The sequence below is a fragment of the Corynebacterium xerosis NBRC 16721 = ATCC 373 genome, assembly GCF_001552415.1.
GTDB classification, from domain to species: Bacteria; Actinomycetota; Actinomycetes; order Mycobacteriales; family Mycobacteriaceae; genus Corynebacterium; species Corynebacterium xerosis.
This window is the reverse complement of sequence record NZ_BCRD01000002.1, coordinates 253,439-273,396: the sequence shown is the minus strand read 5'-3', so window position 1 is coordinate 273,396 and position 19,958 is coordinate 253,439. Positions and strand designations below refer to the sequence as shown.

Here is a 19,958-nt window from a genome sequence, read left to right as displayed (position 1 = left end):
GGTCTACAGACGCGCGACCCCGACGAAGCGGCTGAGGGCGGCCATGACGGCGAGGGCGACGAACGGGGCGGCGACGAGCGCCACGCCATGGACGACCGTGCCGTGATCGGTCGACCAGAAGAACGCCACGGCCAACGCGATGGAGTTGACCACCGAGTGGATCCACGCCGCCGACGTCAGCGACAGCGTCGCCCAGTACGCGATGCACGCCGCGCCCGCGATGATCAGCAGGTCCGCACCCGCGCCCTTGCCCAGCCCGAGCTTGCCGGCGAGGGAGTTCGGGGCCTCGCCGCGCACGGCGAGGAAGATGTTGGCGACGACGGCGATGATCACCGCGATCACGCCGATGACGAGAAGGGCCCGCAGCATCCCCGGGCCGAAGAACCGGCCGCTCTCGACGGCCGCCATCTCCCCCGGCCGCCGCGCGGCGCCGCTCCCCGTCGAACTCCCGGCGCCGTTCCCCTCCTCCCGCACGGTCTTCCGGCGCGCGCCGCGGAGGACGAGTGCGACGATGATAAGCAACGGCACGAACTGCGCCAGCGCCATCCACGGCGGGACGGCGAGCTTCGGCATGGCATCCAGGTCGCCGCCGTCGGCGCCCGCCGCCATCTGCGCGCCACCGGTGCTCATCAGCATCAGCGACGGCAGCAGCACGCACACCATCGCCGCCAGCAGGCCGACGACGGCGTGGCCCCACCCCAAGGCGCCCGGCCGCAAACGCGCAGCCCGCGCCCCAATATCGCCATCCATGTTGTCCCCGCTTCGACGTCCGTCCACGGGGCCGAGCCTTCGGGCTCAGAAGCTCGAGGGCAGACCCTTCGTCTCCAGCAGCCCGGCGGTGTGTTCGAGGAAGCCGGCCCAGTCGGGGTAGTCCAGGAAGGACGACCCGGTTTCGTGGTCCATGTCGACGTAGCGGCCGGTGCGGGTGTCCAGGCAGACGTGGTTGCCGCCGAAGTCGTGGATCAGCGGGATCCACGCCTCGTGGTACCACTTGCCCTCGGAGTCGGCGGAAGTGCCGGCGTCCTCGACGAAACCGTCGAAGTCGCCGTTGGCCTCCATCTCGGTCCACATGCGGTAGTCGCGGAGGATCTGCTCGGGCGAGGCGATCCACCCGCCGTCCCACGGCTCCTCGCCGTCGACGGAGCGGTGGCGCAGCCAGGAGGCCCGGACGTCCTCCGGCAGCTTCAGGCCGAGGGCCTTCTCCAATTCATCCAGTTCGGACTCGGTGGCCGGCGCACCCAGCGCGTCGGCGGGCAACTTCGCTTCGATTCGATCCCATGCTGCGTTGACACGATCGACGGGCGTGCCCTGGGTCACGTTCTGTTCGGTCATGCCTCCGATCATGCCCGGCCAGGTGGCCCCGTGCCAAGGAACTCTTCGGGCGCAGGTCCCCCGGCCGCGTCCCCGGTCGGGGTCGCCCGGGCCCGCGCCGACCGCCCGCGCCGCCCGATCCGCCACCGCGGTTACCCTGAATCCCATGACTTCCACGAACCTGACGCAGACCGAGGCCGCCGCCCGCGCGGCCATGCTCGAGGTGTCCCACTACGACATCTCCCTCGACGTCACCGGCGCCCCGGGCACCACCGCCGCCCCGGGCGCGGAGACGTTCCGGTCGACCACCACGATCACGCTGACCGCGAAGACCGCCGGCGAGACGTTCCTGGACCTGCGGGCCGCCTACGTCCGCTCCGTCACCGTCGATGGCGCGGACGTCACGGACGCCGCCTGCGGCGGGAACAAGGAGCTTTACGACGACGAACGCGGCCTCATCCTCGATCTCGCCGTGGGCGAGCACGACGTCGTGGTCGACGCCGACCTGCGCTACACCACCACCGGCGAGGGCCTGCACCGCTTCACCGACCCCGCCGACGAGCAGACGTACCTGTACTCCCAGTTCGAAACCGCCGACGCCAAGCGGGTGTTCGCCTGTTTCGACCAGCCGGACCTGAAGGCCACGTATTCGATGGACGTCACCGCGCCCGGCGCGTGGACCGTCGTCTCCAACTCGGAGGCCGACGTCTCCGACGTCGCCCCCGCAGACGGCGAGGTCCCGCCGCTCGACGGCCCCGCCGCCCGCATCCACCGCTTCCGCGTGGACGTGCCGCTGTCGACGTACCTGATCGCGTTCTGCGCCGGGCCCTGGCACGAGGTCCGCGACGAATGGGCCGGCACCGTCGCCAAGCATCCCGAAACGCCCGAGGACCACCAGCCCGACGGCGAGCTGACCATCCCGCTCGGGCTGTTCTGCCGCGCGTCCATCGCCGAGCATCTCGACGCCGAGCGCCTGTTCCGCGAGACCAAGGAGGGCTTCGACTGGTACGCGGCGAACTTCGGCGAGCCGTACCCCTTCGGCAAGTACGACCAGATCTTCTGCCCGGAGTACAACATGGGCGCGATGGAAAACGCCGGCGCGGTGACCATCCGCGACGAGTACGTCTTCCGGTCGCGCACCACCGGTTACCTGTACGAGCGCCGCAACGAGACGATCCTCCACGAGATGGCGCACATGTGGTTCGGCGACCTGGTGACGATGCGGTGGTGGGACGACCTGTGGCTCAACGAGTCCTTCGCCACCTGGTCCGCGTGCGCCTCGCAGGCTGCGGTGAGCCAGTATGACGGGGCGTGGACGACGTTCGCCAACGTGGAGAAGGCGTGGGCGTACCAGCAGGACCAGCTGCCGTCGACGCACCCCATCGCCGCGGACGCCTCCGACATCGACACCGTCGACCAGAACTTCGACGGCATCACCTACGCCAAGGGCGCGTCGGTGCTCAAGCAGCTGGCCGCCTACGTCGGCGAGGACGCGTTCCTGGCCGGCGCGCGCCTGCACTTCGCCCGCCATCGCTTCGCCAACGCCACCTTCGCCGACCTGCTCGACGCTCTGTCCGAGGCGTCCGGCCGCGACCTGTCCGGGTGGGCCGACCAGTGGCTGACCACCACGGGCATCAACACCCTGTCGGCGGCCTACTCCACGAAGAAGGCCGAGGGCGGGGCCAGAGCTGACGCCAAGGGTGGCGCCGGCGAGGTCTACGACGTTTTCGCCATCCGCCAGACCGGCGCCGAGCCGGGCGCGGGCGAACTGCGCGACCACCGCGTCGCCGTCGGCGTCTACGCGATGGCCGACGGCGTGCTGCGCCGCACCCACCGGGTGGAGGTCGACGTCAAGGGCGAGATCACCAAGGTCCCCGAGATGTCGGGCGTGCCCGCCGGCGACGTCGTCCTGGTCAACGACGACGACCTGAGCTACTGCTTCATGGAGATGGATCCCGGGTCGTGGCTCTTCCTGCTGGAGAACATCGGCGCCTTCGCCGATCCGATGCCGCGCACCCTTGCGTGGTCGACGATGTGGGAGATGACCCGCGCGGCGAAGGTCCGCGCCCGCGATTTCATGGACATGGTGCTGCGGGGCGCCCCGGCCGAGGACCAGATCTCCGTGCTCGAGCGCGTGCTGGCGCAGGCCGTCGCGGCCGTCGAGCGCTACGCCGACCCGCAGTGGGCCGCCGAAACCGGCCGCGCCCGGCTCGGCGAGGGGCTGCTGGCCCACGCCCGCGCCGCCGAGCCCGGGTCGGATGCGCAGCTCGCCTTCGTCAACGCTTTGGCCATGCTGCCCGCCGACGCAGCCGGCTCCATCGACGTGTTCCGCGCAATCCTCGCCGGCACGCCGGAGGACGCCGATCTCGCGGGCCTCACCGTCGACGCCGACATGACGTGGAAGGCGCTGACCGTGCTGGTCGCCGCCGGTGACAAAGGCGCCGACGACATTTCCGCCGCCGAGCGCGACGACCAGTCCGCGCTGGGCGCCCAGTCGGCGGCCAAGGCCCGCGCGGCCATCCCGGAGGCGAACAACAAGATCCGCGTGTGGAACACCTGCACCGCCACCGGCGCCGCCGCCCCGTCGAACCTGATGCTGCGGTCGATGATGGCCGGATTCGCTGCCCCGGGTTCCGACGACCTGCTGCGCGAGTTCACCGACCGTTACTTCGCCGAGGCCCCCGGCTGGTGGGCGGAGTACTCCTCCGAGACCGCCCAGCGCATGCTCGACGGCCTCTACCCGCATTGGGAGGTCTCCCGCGAGGGTCTGGACAAGGCAGCGGCGTTGCTTGACGACGACTCGACGCCCACCCCGGTCAAGCGCATCGTCGCAGAGAACCGTGACCGCGTCGCGCGGGCCCTCGACGCCCGGGCATGCGACGGGGAATCCGGGGAGTAGGCGCCGCCTCGCACCACGGGCCCCGGGCCCGACGGGCACGACGCCCGCCGGGCACGGGGCGCGTCGTAAAGCGGAACCGCTAACCTGGGGCCATGACCAACGGCCAGACCCCCTCCGACCAGCCCAGGCAGTACAGCGATTTCTACCGGGAGGTCGGCGAGGAGACGTTCGCGAAGATCGTGCGCGGCTTCTACGCCCGCGTGCCCGACGACGACATCCTCGGACTGATGTACCCCGACGATGATTGGGAGGGCGCCGAGCGCCGCCTGCGGATGTTCCTCGAGCAGTACTGGGGCGGGCCCGACACCTACAACGCCGAGCGCGGCCACCCGCGGTTGCGGATGCGCCACCACCCCTTCGTCGTGGACATGGCCGCCCGCGACCGCTGGCTCGAGCTGATGGCGCTGTCCCTGGCCGACGTCTCCGACGACGAGCTGCCCAAGCCCCACCGCGACGCCATGTGGGAGCACATGGTGCGGGTGGCGGACATGCTCATCAACAAGCCGGCGTAGGGGCCGCTCCCCCTCCCGGGGCGCCCATGGGCCCCGCCTCCGAGCCCGGGAGCGCCTCTACAGCGGCAGCACCCCGAAGCCCTCGGAGGCGTAGACGCTGCCGAAGCGCCCGTCCAGGCGACGCCAGCGCGCCTTGACGGACACCCGCACGGGCTCGTCGGCCGACGGCTCGGGCGGGATGAAGCCCATCGCGCACAGGGCGAAGACCTCGCGCATGGTGATCTCGGCGGACGCCGACGACGCCCCGCGCACCGAGAGCACCTTCTGGTCGAGCAGCGACGTCGGCAAGCCCATCGGGCCCGACTCTTCCTTCGCCACTCCCCTCGCCTGAGCCTCCAGGTCGCGGAATACCGCGGCCGGCACGGCCTCGAGCACCGTCCACCCGCCGTCGACCGGCAGCCGGCCCGGCCAAGAGGAATCCGCGGGGGCGCCGCAGTCGAGCGTCATCGGCACCGCGGCATCGAGCTGCGGCACCGAACGGGCGTCGCCGGTGGCGGCGGACACGGCGTCGGCACGGACGATCATGTCGTCGCGGCCCGGGGTGACGGACATGGTGCGGCAAGCCATCGGGCCGAAGGGGGTGGTGGCCCACACGCGGGCGATGCCGCCGGGCCGAGATGCGGCGACCATGTCCTCCGACGACCCGGGGGCCACCGAACGGATCCGCATCAGCGCCCCGGGGTCCATCGCCTCGGCCTTGCGCGCGAGCACCCCGAGGTTGGTCGAGGCCGGGACATCGTGGACGAGAAGGGTCTCGCCGCGGCCGGAAGCGTCAGGCACGGTCGTCGCCCGCATCTGCAGCGCCCGCATCTGCATCGTCCGCAGCGCGAGCATCGTCGGCATCGTCCCGGCCGCCGTTGCCGACCGTCAGCTCCGGCGAGGCGAAGCGGCCGAGCGTCTTGCGCACGGTCGGGGTCAGTTCCATTGCGCGGGCCTTTTCCAGGTCGAACAGCACCATGACGGTGGTGAGCATTGCGGCGATGTGCCCGTGCTCGTCCTTGATCGCCTGGCGGATGGTGTAGGACGTGTTGCCCATCGCGATGATCTCGGTTTCCACCAGCACCTCGCGGGTGTCGGGCAGCAATGCACGGAGGTAGTCGACCTCCATGTGCCGCACGACGGTGCCGAGGTTGCCCGTGCCGCCGTCGACGCTGGCGCGGGCGAAGGCCACGCGGGCCTCCTGCGCGTATTCGAGGTAGGCGAGATTGTTGACGTGCCCGTACTGGTCGAAGTCCGACCAGCGCACCGGGATGGTGGTCAGAAACGCGTTGGTGTCCGGCATGCCGTCCCCTTTCCTGAGTGAATCGAGTGCGGGCCGGGTGGCGCGGCGGCGGCACTGGAACGCGCGAAGGCCCGCGGCCACCGGGTGCGGCGGCCACGGGCCCAGGCTAGCGCGGACGGTCGCCGCGCGGGGGTGCTAGCGGGTCAGCTTGCGGTGAGTGACGCGCGACGGGCGGGCGGCGTCGGGGCCGAGGCGCTCGACCTTGTTCTTCTCGTAGCCCTCGAAGTTGCCCTCGAACCAGAACCACTGGCCCTCCTCGACGTTGCCCTCCCACGCGAGGATGTGGGTGCAGGTGCGGTCCAGGAACCAACGGTCGTGCGAGATGACCACGGCGCAGCCCGGGAAGTTCTGCAGCGCGTTTTCCAGCGACGACAGCGTCTCGACGTCGAGGTCGTTGGTCGGCTCGTCCAGCAGGATCAGGTTGCCGCCCTGCTTGAGGGTCAGCGCCAGATTCAAACGGTTGCGCTCGCCGCCGGAGAGCACCTTCGCCGGCTTCTGCTGGTCGGCGCCCTTGAAACCGAACGCGGACAGGTACGCGCGCGACGGCATCTCGTTCTGGCCGACGTGGATGTAATCCAGGCCGTCGGAGACGACCTCCCACACCGTCTTCTCGCCGTCGATGTTCTCGCGGTTCTGGTCGACGTAGCTCAGCTGGACGGTCTGGCCGACCTTGACCTCGCCGGCATCCGGCTCCTCCAGCCCGACGATGGTCTTGAACAGGGTGGTCTTGCCGACGCCGTTGGGGCCGATGACGCCGACGATGCCGTTGCGGGGCAGCGTGAACGACAGGTCCTTGATCAGCGTGCGGCCGTCGAAGCCCTTCTCCAGATCGATGGCCTCGACGACCTGGTTGCCCAGGCGCGGCGGGGTCGGGATCTGGATCTCCTCGAAGTCGAGCTTCTTGTACTGCTCAGCTTCCTCCACCATCTGCTCGTAGCGCTCCAGGCGGGCCTTGTTCTTCGCCTGGCGGGCCTTCTGGCCCGAGCGGACCCACGCCAGCTCGTCCTTCAGGCGCTTCTGCAGCTTGGCGTCCTTCTTGCCGGCGACCTCGAGTCGCGCGGCCTTCTGCTCCAGGTAGGTGGAGTAGTTGCCCTCGTAGGGGTAGAGCTTGCCGCGGTCGACCTCGCAGATCCAGCCGGCGACGTGGTCGAGGAAGTAACGGTCGTGCGTCACGGCCAGGACGGCGCCGGGGTACTTTTGCAGGTGCTGCTCCAGCCACAGCACCGACTCGGCGTCGAGGTGGTTGGTGGGCTCGTCGAGCAGCAGCAGATCCGGCTCGGACAGCAGCAGCTTGGCCAGCGCCACGCGGCGGCGCTCGCCACCGGACAGGTGCGTGACGGGCTCGTCGCCGGGCGGGCAGCGCAGCGCATCCATGGCCTGCTCGATCTTGGAGTCGATCTCCCAGGCGTCGGCGGCGTCGAGCTCCTCCTGGAGCTTGCCCATCTCCTCCATCAGCTCATCGGTGTAGTTCGTCGCCATTTCCTCGGCGATCTGCTCGAAGCGCTGCTTCTTCTCGAAGATGTCGCCGAGGCCCTCCTCGACGTTGCCGCGAACGGTCTTCTCCTCGTTCAGCGGCGGCTCCTGCTGCAGGATGCCGACGGTGGCGCCCGGCTCGAGGTACGCCTCGCCGTTGGACGGCTGGTCCAGTCCCGCCATGATCTTCAGGATCGACGACTTGCCGGCGCCGTTGGGGCCCACGACGCCGATCTTGGCGCCCGGGTAGAACGCCATGGTCACGTTGTCGAGGATGACCTTATCGCCGTGCGCTTTGCGCACGTTCTTCATCTGGTAGATGAACTCAGCCACAGCTGCGCTCTCCTTCGGAGGTAGGTGGTATCGCTTCAGGTGCGCGGGGAACCGCCGCGCAAAGCCCGGGCCCCGACTCATCGGTGCCCGGGGGTTTGCTCTGCGGGGATTCCCGTGACGCGCACATTCGGCCCTCACCTTACCGGTACCGCCGGGACTTCCCCGCCCGGCGACCCCACCGGCCCGCGAAACCGCGGCAGCTAGGAAACCATTTCGGCCATCTCGTGGTCCGGCTCCGGGGCCTGCTCCGGGTCGACCGGCTCGTCCGGCAGCCCCCGATCGTCGAAGCGGTTCGTCTCGGTGACCATCGGCGCCGACCCCTCCCCGCCTTCTCCGCCACCGCCGTTGTCGCCGCCGACACCGCCGTTGGCCCGCATCATCTCCTCCTCCTGCGCGCGCCGTTCGGCCTCGGCGGCGCGGGCCGCGCTCGAGCGATTCCGGGTGATCGCGGCGGTGGCGAAACGCAGGTCCGGGCCGACCGAATCGGCGACGATCTTGGTGAAGGTCTTCTTCACCCCGTTGTCCTCCCACTGATCGGTGCGCAGCCGCCCCTCGGCGATGATCCGGTCGCCCTTAGTAAACGTGTTCACCGCATTCTGCGCCAGATGCTCCCAGCAATCGACGTCGATGTAGGCGGTCTCCCCGTCGATCCACTGGCCCTCGATGTAGCGCTTGCGGGTCGACGCGACGCGCAGCCGCGTCACCAGCTTCCCGCCGTTGGTGGTCTTGATCTCGGGATTCCTGGTGATGTTCCCGACGATGGTCACGCTGGTTTCGGACATTGGCGAGTCCCCCTTCTGCTCGTGGACGCCCCGGACCGCGAGTCGATCCGGGCCTCGCACCACAGACCCTGCCGCCCGCCGCGCTCCACCACCACCGCCGCGACGGCCGTCTGTGGATGAATCCGCGATTACGCGGTTCATCCACAGCCCGCCACTCATTCGGCTTGACGACGGCCCGCGCCCCCGTGCTTCACCGCGAGGTCGTCGTCAAGCGAAAATCGCCTACTTGCGGCGCATCTTGCCGGCGTCCTTCGCGGAACCGAGGTGCACCTCGTGCTCGGAATCGACGGTGCCGGTGTAGTACTCGCGCTCCTCGTCCGTCATGGACTGGCTCGTGCGCGCCGCGAGCATGGCGTTGTAGGCCTCCAGCTCGGCGTCGTGATCGCGCTCGGCATTGCGGTCGTAGCGGGCGGCGTCCTTCTCGTCGGTGCGGCGCCACTGCACGAACAGGGCCGTCATGACGATGAACAGCGGCACCTCGCCCAGCGCCCACGCCACCGCGCCGCCGACGTTCTGGTCCGCCAGCAGATCGACGTGCCACGGCAGGCCCAGCTCCAGGTAGTAGTCCTCCGCCAGGACCTGCTGCATCTGCATCAGCGTGATGCCGAACCACGCGTGGAACGGCAGCGACCCCATCAGCGACACCAGCTTCACCGCCGGCGAAATCTGCTGCGGTGCGGCATCCACGCCGATGATCACCCAGTAGAAGATGTAGCCGGAGATCAGGAAGTGGATGTTCATGAACAGGTGGCCGGCGTGCTCGTCGGCCAGGAAGTCGTACAGCGGCGTCATGTACAGCAGGTAGAAACCCGCGACGAACTGGGCCGTGGCCACCACCGGGTTGGTCAGGAACCGCGAAACCGGGTTGTTGATGAACGCCACCAGCCACTCGCGGATGCCCGGCACCCCATCGCGGCCGGCGGGCTTGAGCGCGCGCAACGCCAGCGTCACCGGGCCACCGAGGGCGAGCATGACCGGGATGGCCATCGAGTACATCATGTGCGCCAGCATGTGCACCGAGAACTGCGCCGGCATGTACACGCCCAGCGCCGACGACGACGTGAACAGCAGCAGCGCACAACCGGCCAGCCACCAGAGGGTGTTGGCGATGGGCCACTCCCCGCCGCGCTTGTGCAGCTTGCGCAGCCAGTACAGGTAGATCCACGCCGCGATGATCGCGGCCGAGCCGAAGAAGATGTCGAAGCGGAACTGCGTGAACATCGCCTCCCAGCCGAAGGGGATCTCCAGCTCGTAGCCGAGCTTGACCTCCATCTGGGTGATCGGCGGCAGACCTTCGCCACCGGCCTGATCGGAGTAGTTCGGCGGCGGGGGCGTGCGGCCCAGCGCCACGGCCACGCCGACCGCGACGGCCATGACCAGCACCTCGACGATGGCCAGGCGCCAGAACGACGCACCGCCCGGGTCCTTGTCCAGCGACGGGATGGTGACCTTGCGGTGCATGTAGCCGAACAGGCCCAGCACGATGATCAGCAGCGCCTTGACCACTACGAGGATGCCGTAGTTGTTGTTGAACAGGTCCTGCCACGACAGGTTGATCGCCGCGTTAATCACGCCAGAGACGCTCATGGCCACGAACGCGACCAGCGCGACGAAGCTGTAGCGGGAGGCGACCTCGACCATGTGCTCGCCGCGACGGCGGGCGTGCCCGATCAGGGCCATCAGGCCGCCGACCCAGAACACGGTGAACGTCAGGTGCCAGATGTAGGAGTTGGTGCCGTAGTCGTGGTTGCCGCCGGTGGCGTTGTGGCTGACGACGGCCAGCGGCATCATCGACACCAGGGAGATGGCGAAGAACACCGGCTGCCAGATCCACTTGCCGGTCAACGCCGACCCCAGCGCCACGACCATGGCGAAAATGCCCACCCACAGCCACGCCAGCGCCTCGCTGACCTGGTCGAGGGCCACGGACCAGTTCTCCGGCCGGATGGTGGTCGACAGCGGCTGACCGGAGACGTCCGACAGCACCAGCGGGATCTGCAGGAACGCGATGGCGCCCCAGCTGAAGATCGCCCACCGGCCCGTGCGGGCGGCCGCCCATCCGTCGAGGTCCAGCGTCCCATCGGGCCGCGGCTTCGACGCGAACGCCGCCAGCATGAACGAACCGATCGCCAGCGCGGCGAGCATCTCGCCGCCGGCCTTCGCCAGCGGGAAGCCGACGGTGGTGATCACGCCCGGGTCCGGGATGCCCAGCGTGGATCGCGAATCCATGTTGAACGCCAGCGACAGGCCGCCCGCGAGCGCACCCGCCACCAACGCGAACACCACGTACCAGCCGAGGGAACCCCTGACCCGGCGGGCCGGGCGGGTCGTCGTCGCAGTCATGCCCCCCAGGGTAGACCCATGGCCGTACCGCACCGAAGTCCGGTTGCGCCCCTCGACCTCCCCCGCCCCGCTTTACCTCGGACCCCCGCGCCGGGCTAGAATTCCGTTCCGCATGCCTCCGTAGCTCAGTGGATTAGAGCATCCGGCTTCTACCCGGCTGGTCGCGGGTTCGAATCCTGCCGGGGGCGCGATGCGGCAGCGGCGTTCTTGGTTCATCGTCCCGGCCGCCCCAGCTACGAAACGGCGCCCTCGCCGCCTCTTCCCGGAGGCTGCCGGGGCGCCGTTTTCGCGCGGCGAGTCGACGGCAACAGCGCCGCCACGAGGTAGACGATCACCGCCAGCGCCGGCAAGAGGATGCCCCCGATGTTGATCACCGCGCCGCCGCGGCCGGTATCCATCGCCCACAACACCAGCCACGACCCCCAGCCGACGAGCGCGATGACCCCGGCGACGAGGCCCGCCCACATGCCGGCGCCGCGGCCCCCGCGGGCGAAGGCGACTCCGCCGATGGCCAAGGTCGCGAGGATGCCGATCGCGGACAGGATCATGATGTCGATCCGCAACGCGAGCATGATGGCGGCCACCAGCACGGCATGGACCGCCGCGGCGGCGAGGAAAAGCGAACGCATGGGATCACCTGCAGAGTTTCGTGGAAACGCGTCCTATGACCGCGTATCCGCGACGATACTTGTAGCCGACCCAACTCACAACGATAGTTGTCGCCTACATTGCGCCGCGCCCCATTACGCCCGCCCCTCCCGGGACGGGGGCGTTCGACGCCGACTCCCCTACGGCCGCAGGTAGCGGTCCACCATTTCGGTGACTTCCGCGACGGCGTTGTCGACGTTGTCGGCCTCGTCCGTGGCCCCCTCGCGCAGCATGTTGCTGCACAGCAGCACCGCGGACTGCATGACCATGAACACGTTGTTGGACAGCACGGTCGGGTTGCCCTCGCGCACCGACCCGTCCTCCTGGCCGTGGACGATGCCCGGCAGGATGAACTTCTCGATGATCGATCGTTCGCTGGAACCCTTCGGGCGGATGATGGCGCGGACGATGCGCTCAGGGTCGGTCTCGGCCAGATTGAGGAAGAACTCACCGTTCGACAGGGTCCGCAGGATGATCCGGAAGCGTTCGACGATGCGCTGGCGGGCGTCGCCGGGCATGGTGCGCAGGTCGGCGAGGATGCGCAGGAACTCGCGGGTGATCACTTCGTTCGCCAGCTCGTCGAGGTCCGCGTAGCGCCGGTACACCGTGGGGCGGGACACTCCGGCGTTGCGGGCGATCTCCGCGATGGACGTGCGGCGCAGGCCCACGGCCATGATGCTTTCGCGGGCGGCCTCGATGATCGCCTCGTCCACCGACGGCTTTGACGTCGCAGCCTCGGAGTAATCGCCAGTCATCGTCGCTTCCTTTCCTGCACCCGGGCCGCGCCGACGCGGTTCGAGTTGATGGCCCCGGGACCATCGCAGTCATTTAATTCCCCTTCAATGCTATCGGGCGTTGCACGGGGATCACGGTTCACCCGCCGCCCGCGGGGACACCCGTTGACGCGAGATGACATGGGAAAACAACCTTTTCATAAATATTAGGATTGCGAATGCCCGTCGCCGACTTGAATGTCGGTCACCACGGCAGCGGCCGCGCCGCCGTGCCGGAACTTGCGGGCGCACTAGGCTTGGCCCGTAACAATCCGCACCGAACCACCGCGAGGTCGACACATGGCATTGCCCGCCCCCCATCCCGATTACCGTGCCGTGGTGACCGGCGCGTCATCAGGCATCGGAAAGGCCCTGGCCCGCGAGCTCGCCCGGCGCGGCCATTCGCTGATTCTCGTGGCGCGCTCCTCTGACAAGATGGAGGCGCTGGCCGCCGAACTGTCGGGACCGTCCCTGGCAGTGGAGGTCCGCCCGTGCGATCTGTCGGATGCGGGGGCCCGGCAGGAGCTTTGCGACGAACTGCGCGGACGCGACATCAGCGTGATGGTCAACTGCGCCGGCATCGCGACGTTCGGCCGGTTCCAGGAACTCGACCAGGATTACGAGCGCGCGCAGTTCGAGCTGAATGCGACGGCGCTTTTCGATCTCACGCAGCTCGTCGTCAAGCCCATGGTCGAGCGTGGCTCGGGCGCCATTCTCAACGTGGGCTCGGCGGCGGGCACGACGGTGATCCCGAACAACGCCACCTACGTGGGCACCAAGGCGTTCGTGAACACGTTCACCGAGGCGCTGCACTACGACCTCAAGGGCACCGGTGTGCACTGCACCCTGCTCGCCCCCGGCCCGGTGCGGCCCGATCAGCGCGACGACGGCGCCAACGAAGTCGACGACAACGTCCCCGATTTCCTGTGGACCTCCACCGACGACTGCGCCCGCGACAGCCTCGACGCGCTGGCCGCCAACCGGCTGCGCGTGGTGCCCGGCGCCCTGAGCAAGGGCATGAACACCGCCGGCAACTACCTGCCGCGCTGGCTCGTCGCCCCCATCGTCGGCCGCTTCTACGAAGGGATGTCCCAGTGACCAACGGCAACGCAACCGCCCCGGCCGGCAATGGCAATGGCAATGGCAACGGCAACGGAGTGCACCCGAAGTACGACCGCATCGTGTGGATCGACTGCGAGATGACGGGCCTGGACCCGCAGAAGCACGTGATCGTCGAGATCGCGGCGCTGGTCACCGACGCTGAGCTGAACATCCTCGGCGAGGGCGTCGACGTGGTGGTCCACGCCTCCGAAATCGACCTGGCGCAGATGGACGACGTGGTCACCGAGATGCACAACTCGTCCGGGCTGACCGAGGAGATTCGCGAATCGGCGGTCGACGTCAACGAGGCCGAGCGCATCGTCCTCGATTACATCCGCGAGTGGGTGCCGAACGCTCGCCAGGCGCCGCTGGCCGGCAACTCCATCGCGTCGGACCGCGGCTTCATCCGCCGGTACATGCCGGAGCTCGAGGACTTCCTGCACTACCGCATGATCGACGTGTCCTCGCTGAAGGAGCTGGCCCGCCGCTGGTACCCGCGCGTGTACTTCGGGCAGCCGGAGAAGGGCATGTCCCACCGCGCGCTGGCCGACATTCGCGAGTCCATCCGCGAGCTGGAGTTCTACCGCCGCGCGATGATGGTGCCCGGCGAGGGGCCGACCAAGGAAGAGGTCGCCCGGGCCGCCGAGGACGCCGTCCGCGCCGTGCCGATGGACTGACGTGGCAACTCGCCCCGGCCCCCTCGAGCCGAGAGGACGATCCGCTCCCACGCGGGTCGTCGCCAAGCCATGCCCCGACCTGCGGTTTTGTTCCGCGCGCGTCGTGGGTTATCCTGTAATCCGCTGCACGACAGGGGCAATCGCCGCTGAAGTGGAAGCGATGGTGACTGTAGTTCAGTTGGTAGAGCACCAGGTTGTGATCCTGGGTGTCGCGGGTTCGAGTCCCGTCAGTCACCCCGAATGAAAGGCCCGGACCGATTGGTCCGGGCCTTTCGCATGCGCGGGAGAAGGACATCGCTCCGAATGGCCGCAACCCGAGGGGCTAAGTGCCCGAATCCTCCAGAGTTTGAATCCGGCGAATTCTGACCTGCGCGTTTGCGGAGACCGAATCGGGGTCTGGAGGATTCATGCACTAACGCGCCGCTGCGTGCTCCCGCTTCTCGGGCGAAGTTGCCGCTCCCCCGCCCGCCGCTCCCCCGGCGTCGGTCAGCCGACCGTCGACCATCTCCAGCACGCGGTCGGCGCGCTCGGCCTGGCCGGGATCGTGGGTGACGTGCAGGGTCGCCGCCCCGTAACGGCGGGTGACGTCGACGATGAGGTCGGTCACCGCCTCGGCGGAGGCGCGGTCGAGGGCGGCGGTGGGCTCGTCGACGAGCAGCAGCTCGGGCTCGTTCATCAGCGCACGCGCCAGGTTGACGCGCGCCTGCTGGCCGCCGGAGAGCGTGGACACTCGGCGATCCCCCATGCCCGCCAGCCCCACCGACTCGAGCAGCTCGGCGGCGCGCTCGCGGGCGCGGCGACGCTCCGAGGCCGGCGGCGGGAGGATGCGGCCGAGGCGCGTCATGACAATCAGCTGCTCCTGCACCGTCAGCGACGGCAGCAGATTCGGCTGCTGGAACACGAGGCCGACGTGCTCGCGCCGCACGCGCGCCGCAGCGGCACCTCGGGCGGTGAGATCGACGTCGCCGTCGGCGGAATGCAGCTTTACGACGCCCGTGTCCGGCGTCTGCAGACAGCCCGCCACCGCCAACAGCGTGGACTTGCCGGAGCCGGAGGGACCGGTGACGGCTACGATCTCACCGCGGTTCACGTCGAGGGAGACGTCGTCGAGGATCCGGCGCGTGGCGGAACCGTCCACGACCTCGAGGTCCACGCCGGAGATGTGCAGCGCCGTTCGAGAGTCGGGGGCGGTGCGGGAATCAGCCATTCGGGAATCGAGAGCGGTGGGCGAGATCATCGTGGTCTCCTGTTCGCGGTCATGCGGGAAAACGGGGGTGTGGGCGCGATTGTTCGGGTTGGCGGAGTGGGCGGGGTTGGCGGGGTCACGCATTGGCCAGCGCCTCCCTCGGTTCGACGCGGAGGACGGGCACGAGCGCCACGGCCGCACCGATGAGCCCGGTGCCGACGAGCACAAGCGCCGGCCACGCGGTCGTGGACGCGTCGATCAGCACAGGCATGATCCCGGAGGAGGACAGCCACGTGCCCGCGCCGACGGTGATGGCCACGCCCGCCCCGACGCCGAGCACCAACACGATGAGCGCCTGGCCGAGCGAATCGGCGGCGAGCACCGGCCGGGATGCCCCGAGCGCCGAAGACACGGCGACGCCGCGCATGCGCTGGACGGTCCACACCATGAAGAACGCACCGACCACCAACGCGGAAATGAGGAACAACAGCGACGTCATGGCGTTGAGCGACATCTGCTCGCCCTTGTTGGAGGCGGACAGGTCCATGCGCTCGTCGCCGCGCATGACGACGGTGCCGTCGACCTCGGGGGCCTGCGCCGCCGACTCGTCGACGACGACGGCCGACGGGGCGCCGACGATCTGCTCCGCCAGCGCGGGTGCGGCGAACACGACGGGCTGGTGCTCCCACCACAGGTCGCCCGCCGTGCCCGCGACGGTGACGGTGCGCCCCTCGAAGGTCGTGGTGCCGGACTCCGGAAGATCCCCGGCGACGGCGTCGGAGGGCCGGATCTCGTTCGTGCCCAGCGAATGGTCCGGGAAGACGAAAACCGGCTCATCGCCGACGCGGGCACGGCCCACGGACCACGCCTCGGCCGAGCCGGCGGACTTCGCGGCGTTAACCTTGGCCGTCGTCAAGCGGGAAGCGGCCAGCGACGGGCTGCCGGCGTCAGCGACGATGACGGCGTCATCGGGCCCGAGGGCGTCGACGAGCGCCGACGTCGACTGGTGGGACAGGCCCGCCGCCAATGCCGAGAGCATGGTGACGAGCACGGCGATCAATCCGACGGTGACGGTGATCAATGCGGTGCGCCCTGGTGCGGCGCGGAGTTCACGGGTTGCCTGGTACATGACTCTCATGGTCGCCGCCGTGGCCCGCCAGCGAATCGCACGCGGGATGGGACTTCCCGGCCAACTTTCGGTTGACCCCGACTGCGCGACCGCGCCCCCGGGACCTGCATTCGCGCACTCCCGGCCCTTACGCTGGGGGCGTGAACGACCGCCCCCAGCTCCCCGCCCCCGCCGCACGGCCGGCCCCCGCCGCCGGCGACGCGGCGACCGACCCCGCCGCCCTCGGCCGGATCTGGCGGTGGCTGCGCGTGTGCCTGGATCTGCTCATCGCCGTGCTGCTCGTGTTCGTCGCGGTGCGCGGCATCGCCACCGCCGACGCGGGGCACCTGTCGCCGGCGACGTGGCTGTGGCTGGTGGCCTTCGCCATCGTCTACGCCATCGGCCGCATGCAGCCCGACGACGGCCCGCGCTGGTGGCTGCCCGCCGTCATCGCCTGCTTCACCGGACTGGCGTGGACGTCGCCCGATGGCGTGTGGCTGGCGTTCCCCCTCTTCTTCCTGGTGCTGCAGGCCGTCGCCGGCTGGTACGCGGTGGCGCTGGTCGGCGTGCTCACGGCGCTGGCCATCGGCACCATCGCCTGGCACGGCGGCTGGAGCGTCGGCGGCGTCGCCGGCCCCGTCCTCGGCGCCGCGGTGGCGCTGATGGTGGGCCTGGGCTTCCGCATGCTGTTGCGGGAGGCCACCACCCGTGCGGAAGCCATCGACGAGCTGCTGGCCGCCCGCGCCGACGTCGCCGAGATGTCGCGCCGGGCCGGCGAGCTCGACGAACGCGCACGCCTCGCCGCCGACATCCACGACACGGTCGCACAGGGGCTCTCCTCCATCCAGCTGCTGCTCCATTCGGCGGAGGCCTCGGCTCGCGACCACGACGACGCAGCGCGCACCCCGGACGACCGCGCCGCCTCCGCCGAGCGCACCATCGGGCAGATCCGCATGGCCCGCGAGGTCGCCGCCGACAATCTCCGCGAGACCCGCCGCATCATCGCGGCGCTGCAGCCGGGTGCCCTGGCCGGGGCGGATCTGCCGGTGGCGCTGGCCCGCGTCTGCGCCGCCACCCCGGCCACCGCCGGCGGCGATCCCGCGACGTTCACCGTCGACGGCGACGCCCGCCCCCTGCCGGCCGACGTCGAGGCCACGCTCGTCCGCGTCGCGCAGGCCAGCATCGCCAACGTCGCCCGCCACGCCCGCGCCACCCGCTGCACGGTCACCCTGACCTACCAGCCCGACTCGGTGTCCCTCGACGTCGTCGACGACGGCATCGGTTTCGACCCCGCCGCCGATCCCCCGCCCGGTGCGGTGGGCATCGCGGGCGTGCGCCGCCGCATGGATGCCCTCAGCGGGCAGCTGGTCATCGAATCCGCGCCGGGTTCCGGTTGCGGGGTGTCGGTGCGGGTTCCGCTTGACGACGGAAAGGCCCTCCCATGATCACCGTCCTCCTCGCCGACGATCACCCCGTGGTCCGCGCGGGCCTGCGCGCCGTGCTCGAAACGGCCGGGGACATCGCGGTCGTGGCCGAAGCCGCCACGCCCGACGACGCCGTCGCGGCAGTCGAAGCGGCCATGGAAACGGCCATGGAAACGGCCGAGACCCCCATTGATCTGGTTCTCATGGACCTGCGCTTCGGCGAGGGCCCCGGCGCGCAGGGGCGGGCCGGCGGAGTCGACGCCACCGCCCGCATCCGCGCGCTGCCCGACCCGCCGCAGGTGCTGGTGGTGACCAACTATTCCTCCGACGCCGACATCCTCGGCGCGGTGTCCGCCGGGGCGGTGGGCTACCTGCTCAAGGACGCCGACCCCGCCCAGCTCGTCGACGGCGTCCGTGCCGCGGCCCGGGGCGAGACGGTGCTCTCCGGCGACGTCGCCACCCGCCTCATGGGGCGCCTGCGGGACCCGGCGCGCACCCTCACGGCACGCGAAACCGAGGTGCTGCGACTCGTCGCCGACGGCCTGTCCAACCGCGACATCGCCGCGCGCCTGACGCTGACCGAGGCGACGGTGAAATCCCACCTCGTGCACGTCTTCACGAAACTCGGCGTCGGCTCCCGCACCGCCGCCGTGGCCAGGGCCGCCGAGCTGGGCATGCTCTGACGGCCCCTGGAATCCGTCACCTCGCCCGCCCCGCCCCGCCGCTCCCCCGCGCCCGCGCCTGCGTTCGCGCCCGCGCCTGCGTTCGCGCCCGCGCCTTCGTTCGCGCCCGAAAAACCCCGCCCGACCATGAGGTCGAACGGGGTGTTTTTCTTGCGCGACGTCGCAAAGCAATGCGGGCCGGGGACCGGCCGCGCGGAACCTACCAGGAGGAGGTTTCGTCCGCGTTGCCCTTCTTCCAGGTCTCCCACGGGATGTTCCAGTCGCCCAGGCCATCCGTGCCCGGCAGGGTGCCGCCGATGGTGTTCTTGACGATCACGATGTCGCCGCGCTTGGTGTTCTGCTGGAACCACGCCGCATTGGCGTCGGTGACGTTGATGCAGCCGTGCGACACGTTCTGGCTGCCCTGCGCCCACACCGACCACGGGGCGCCGTGGACGTAGATGCCCGAGTAGGACATCTGCGTCGCGTACTTCACCGGGGTCTTGTAGCCGCCGTCCTCCAGCGCCAGGCCGTAGGTCGTGGAGTCCATGACCATGTTCTGGTGCTGGTCGCCGATCATGTAGGTGCCGTTCGGCGTCGGCCACGTGCCCGAGCCCATGGAGATCGGCATCGAATTCTCGACGACGCCGTTGCGCTCGATGGTCATCGTCTTCGTCGCGTCATCCGCGATGGCGACGACGCGGTCGCCGATGGTGAAGTTGGTGGAGTTGTTCTCCTGGCCGTAGTAGCCGTTGCCCAGGTCCTTGCCGTAGATGTCGACCTCGACGTTCACGGTCGTGCCCGACGGCCAGTACTCGGCCGGGCGCCAGCGCACCTCGGAGTTGTTCAGCCAGTAGAACGCGCCCTCGACGGCCGGCTCGGTGGTGACCTTGATGGCCTCCTGCGCGGCATGGCGGTCGGCGATCGGCTCGTCGAAGCGAATCGCGATCGGCTGGCCCACGCCCACCGTCGAGCCCTCCTGGGGCGACAGGTAGCCGTAGGTCATCGTCGTGGGCACGACGGTCTGGAAGGAGCTGGACAGCTCCTCCTCGCCCGCCTTGGCCTCCAGCGTGTAGGTGCGGCCGTAGCCGAGGTTCTCCGTGGTCGTCCAGGACGTGCCGTCCTCGGACAGCTCGCCGGCGACCTCCTTGCCCTCGTCGTTGGTCATCTCGACCGAATCGAGCTTGGCCCCGTCGATCTCGACCGTCACCGGATCAAGCACCGACCATTCCTCGGCGCCGTCCTCGACGCCGTCCTCGACGTTGGCCACCGGCTTCGGATTGGCCTCCTCGACCTGCGCGGCCTCCTCCGCACCGTTGCCCTCGCCCACGGTGCAACCCGTCAGGCCCAGGGCAGCGACGCCCACGGCGGCGACCGCCGCACGCAGGCGACCGCCGCGGAAAGCGCCGCGACGGCGCTTCAGCTCAACACCCATGTTCTTCAA

Annotated in this window: 18 protein-coding genes and 2 tRNA genes; 8 read left to right on the top strand and 12 right to left on the bottom strand. The window is 69.7% G+C overall.

Annotated elements, in window-relative coordinates; translation table 11 throughout:
- Positions 1 to 3: 3 nt before the first annotated feature.
- Positions 4 to 750 carry a hypothetical protein gene (locus tag CX1_RS04130; RefSeq protein ID WP_156425054.1) on the bottom strand — a complete coding sequence of 249 codons (747 nt, stop codon included), beginning with the start codon at positions 748 to 750 and terminating at the stop codon, positions 4 to 6.
- Positions 751 to 795: 45 nt separating this feature from the next.
- On the bottom strand, positions 796 to 1,332 hold the full coding sequence (locus CX1_RS04125) for an SMI1/KNR4 family protein (RefSeq protein WP_046649516.1): 537 nt from the start codon (positions 1,330 to 1,332) through the stop codon (positions 796 to 798).
- Between the two features lie 145 nt (positions 1,333 to 1,477).
- Between CX1_RS04125 and pepN the strand changes: the two genes are divergently transcribed.
- On the top strand, positions 1,478 to 4,210 hold the full coding sequence (gene pepN / locus CX1_RS04120) for an aminopeptidase N (protein ID WP_060925316.1): 2,733 nt from the start codon (positions 1,478 to 1,480) through the stop codon (positions 4,208 to 4,210).
- Between the two features lie 92 nt (positions 4,211 to 4,302).
- Complete coding sequence (locus CX1_RS04115) at positions 4,303 to 4,722, top strand: globin (protein ID WP_046649487.1); 420 nt, start codon at positions 4,303 to 4,305, stop codon at positions 4,720 to 4,722.
- Positions 4,723 to 4,779: 57 nt separating this feature from the next.
- Here the strand turns inward: CX1_RS04115 and CX1_RS04110 are convergent, their stop codons facing one another.
- From CX1_RS04110 to CX1_RS04090, 5 genes are all read right to left on the bottom strand, one after another.
- Positions 4,780 to 5,556 (bottom strand): DUF8185 domain-containing protein, encoded by a 777-nt coding sequence (locus CX1_RS04110; RefSeq protein WP_255217633.1) that lies wholly within the window; start codon positions 5,554 to 5,556, stop codon positions 4,780 to 4,782.
- Positions 5,495 to 6,004: an acyl-CoA thioesterase gene (locus CX1_RS04105; protein WP_082719083.1), complete on the bottom strand. Its 510-nt coding sequence runs from the start codon at positions 6,002 to 6,004 to the stop codon at positions 5,495 to 5,497. The genes CX1_RS04110 and CX1_RS04105 overlap by 62 nt, the downstream gene beginning before the upstream one ends.
- Positions 6,005 to 6,139: 135 nt before the next feature.
- On the bottom strand, positions 6,140 to 7,810 hold the full coding sequence (ettA, locus tag CX1_RS04100) for an energy-dependent translational throttle protein EttA (protein ID WP_060925314.1): 1,671 nt from the start codon (positions 7,808 to 7,810) through the stop codon (positions 6,140 to 6,142).
- Positions 7,811 to 8,010: 200 nt separating this feature from the next.
- Entirely contained in the window at positions 8,011 to 8,592 is a 582-nt protein-coding gene (ssb, locus tag CX1_RS04095; RefSeq protein WP_052753003.1) for a single-stranded DNA-binding protein, read from the bottom strand.
- 222 nt (positions 8,593 to 8,814) lie between these two features.
- Positions 8,815 to 10,935, bottom strand: a complete 2,121-nt coding sequence (locus CX1_RS04090) for a bifunctional copper resistance protein CopD/cytochrome c oxidase assembly protein (RefSeq protein ID WP_046649486.1) — start codon at positions 10,933 to 10,935, stop codon at positions 8,815 to 8,817.
- Positions 10,936 to 11,049: 114 nt separating this feature from the next.
- Here CX1_RS04090 and CX1_RS04085 point away from each other — a divergent pair.
- Positions 11,050 to 11,123: transfer RNA gene (locus CX1_RS04085), tRNA-Arg, on the top strand.
- A gap of 45 nt (positions 11,124 to 11,168) precedes the next feature.
- Here the strand turns inward: CX1_RS04085 and CX1_RS04080 are convergent.
- Positions 11,169 to 11,564, bottom strand: a complete 396-nt coding sequence (locus CX1_RS04080) for a hypothetical protein (protein ID WP_046649485.1) — start codon at positions 11,562 to 11,564, stop codon at positions 11,169 to 11,171.
- Positions 11,565 to 11,723: 159 nt separating this feature from the next.
- The gene (locus CX1_RS04075; RefSeq protein WP_046649484.1) at positions 11,724 to 12,338 is read right to left on the bottom strand and encodes a TetR/AcrR family transcriptional regulator; all 615 of its coding nucleotides are present in this window, start codon (positions 12,336 to 12,338) and stop codon (positions 11,724 to 11,726) included.
- A gap of 318 nt (positions 12,339 to 12,656) precedes the next feature.
- On the opposite strand from CX1_RS04075, the gene cmrA reads away from it, so the two are divergent.
- From cmrA to CX1_RS04060, 3 genes are all read left to right on the top strand, one after another.
- Positions 12,657 to 13,454 (top strand): mycolate reductase, encoded by a 798-nt coding sequence (gene cmrA, locus CX1_RS04070; protein WP_046649483.1) that lies wholly within the window; start codon positions 12,657 to 12,659, stop codon positions 13,452 to 13,454.
- A 59-nt stretch (positions 13,455 to 13,513) separates the two neighbouring features.
- The gene (orn, locus tag CX1_RS04065) at positions 13,514 to 14,134 is read left to right on the top strand and encodes an oligoribonuclease (RefSeq protein WP_255217641.1); all 621 of its coding nucleotides are present in this window, start codon (positions 13,514 to 13,516) and stop codon (positions 14,132 to 14,134) included.
- A 163-nt stretch (positions 14,135 to 14,297) separates the two neighbouring features.
- A tRNA-His gene (locus CX1_RS04060) sits at positions 14,298 to 14,370 on the top strand.
- A 176-nt stretch (positions 14,371 to 14,546) separates the two neighbouring features.
- Here CX1_RS04060 and CX1_RS04055 read toward each other — a convergent pair.
- Positions 14,547 to 15,341 carry an ABC transporter ATP-binding protein gene (locus CX1_RS04055; RefSeq protein ID WP_046649513.1) on the bottom strand — a complete coding sequence of 265 codons (795 nt, stop codon included), beginning with the start codon at positions 15,339 to 15,341 and terminating at the stop codon, positions 14,547 to 14,549.
- Positions 15,342 to 15,456: 115 nt separating this feature from the next.
- Complete coding sequence (locus tag CX1_RS04050) at positions 15,457 to 16,449, bottom strand: ABC transporter permease (protein WP_046649512.1); 993 nt, start codon at positions 16,447 to 16,449, stop codon at positions 15,457 to 15,459.
- A 140-nt stretch (positions 16,450 to 16,589) separates the two neighbouring features.
- On the opposite strand from CX1_RS04050, the gene CX1_RS04045 reads away from it, so the two are divergent.
- Positions 16,590 to 17,873: a sensor histidine kinase gene (locus CX1_RS04045; protein WP_082719081.1), complete on the top strand. Its 1,284-nt coding sequence runs from the start codon at positions 16,590 to 16,592 to the stop codon at positions 17,871 to 17,873.
- On the top strand, positions 17,870 to 18,535 hold the full coding sequence (locus CX1_RS04040; protein WP_046650470.1) for a LuxR C-terminal-related transcriptional regulator: 666 nt from the start codon (positions 17,870 to 17,872) through the stop codon (positions 18,533 to 18,535). The genes CX1_RS04045 and CX1_RS04040 overlap by 4 nt, the downstream gene beginning before the upstream one ends.
- Before the next feature lie 199 nt (positions 18,536 to 18,734).
- On the opposite strand, the gene CX1_RS04035 is transcribed toward CX1_RS04040, so the two are convergent.
- A complete protein-coding gene (locus CX1_RS04035) occupies positions 18,735 to 19,949 on the bottom strand; it encodes a L,D-transpeptidase (protein ID WP_046650473.1) in 1,215 nt (404 codons plus the stop codon).
- Between the last annotated feature and the right edge of the window lie 9 nt (positions 19,950 to 19,958).

Excerpts from the sequence above, each read along its gene's own strand:
- CX1_RS04130 (WP_156425054.1), bottom strand. The coding sequence starts at position 750 with ATGGATGGCGATATTGGGGCGCGGGCTGCGCGTTTGCGGCCGGGCGCC.
- CX1_RS04125 (WP_046649516.1), bottom strand. The coding sequence starts at position 1,332 with ATGACCGAACAGAACGTGACCCAGGGCACGCCCGTCGATCGTGTCAAC.
- pepN (WP_060925316.1), top strand. The coding sequence starts at position 1,478 with ATGACTTCCACGAACCTGACGCAGACCGAGGCCGCCGCCCGCGCGGCC.
- CX1_RS04115 (WP_046649487.1), top strand. The coding sequence starts at position 4,303 with ATGACCAACGGCCAGACCCCCTCCGACCAGCCCAGGCAGTACAGCGAT.
- CX1_RS04110 (WP_255217633.1), bottom strand. The coding sequence starts at position 5,556 with ATGCTCGCGCTGCGGACGATGCAGATGCGGGCGCTGCAGATGCGGGCG.
- CX1_RS04105 (WP_082719083.1), bottom strand. The coding sequence starts at position 6,004 with ATGCCGGACACCAACGCGTTTCTGACCACCATCCCGGTGCGCTGGTCG.
- ssb (WP_052753003.1), bottom strand. The coding sequence starts at position 8,592 with ATGTCCGAAACCAGCGTGACCATCGTCGGGAACATCACCAGGAATCCC.
- CX1_RS04090 (WP_046649486.1), bottom strand. The coding sequence starts at position 10,935 with ATGACTGCGACGACGACCCGCCCGGCCCGCCGGGTCAGGGGTTCCCTC.
- CX1_RS04080 (WP_046649485.1), bottom strand. The coding sequence starts at position 11,564 with ATGCGTTCGCTTTTCCTCGCCGCCGCGGCGGTCCATGCCGTGCTGGTG.
- CX1_RS04075 (WP_046649484.1), bottom strand. The coding sequence starts at position 12,338 with ATGACTGGCGATTACTCCGAGGCTGCGACGTCAAAGCCGTCGGTGGAC.
- cmrA (WP_046649483.1), top strand. The coding sequence starts at position 12,657 with ATGGCATTGCCCGCCCCCCATCCCGATTACCGTGCCGTGGTGACCGGC.
- CX1_RS04055 (WP_046649513.1), bottom strand. The coding sequence starts at position 15,341 with ATGGCTGATTCCCGCACCGCCCCCGACTCTCGAACGGCGCTGCACATC.
- CX1_RS04050 (WP_046649512.1), bottom strand. The coding sequence starts at position 16,449 with ATGTACCAGGCAACCCGTGAACTCCGCGCCGCACCAGGGCGCACCGCA.
- CX1_RS04040 (WP_046650470.1), top strand. The coding sequence starts at position 17,870 with ATGATCACCGTCCTCCTCGCCGACGATCACCCCGTGGTCCGCGCGGGC.
- CX1_RS04035 (WP_046650473.1), bottom strand. The coding sequence starts at position 19,949 with ATGGGTGTTGAGCTGAAGCGCCGTCGCGGCGCTTTCCGCGGCGGTCGC.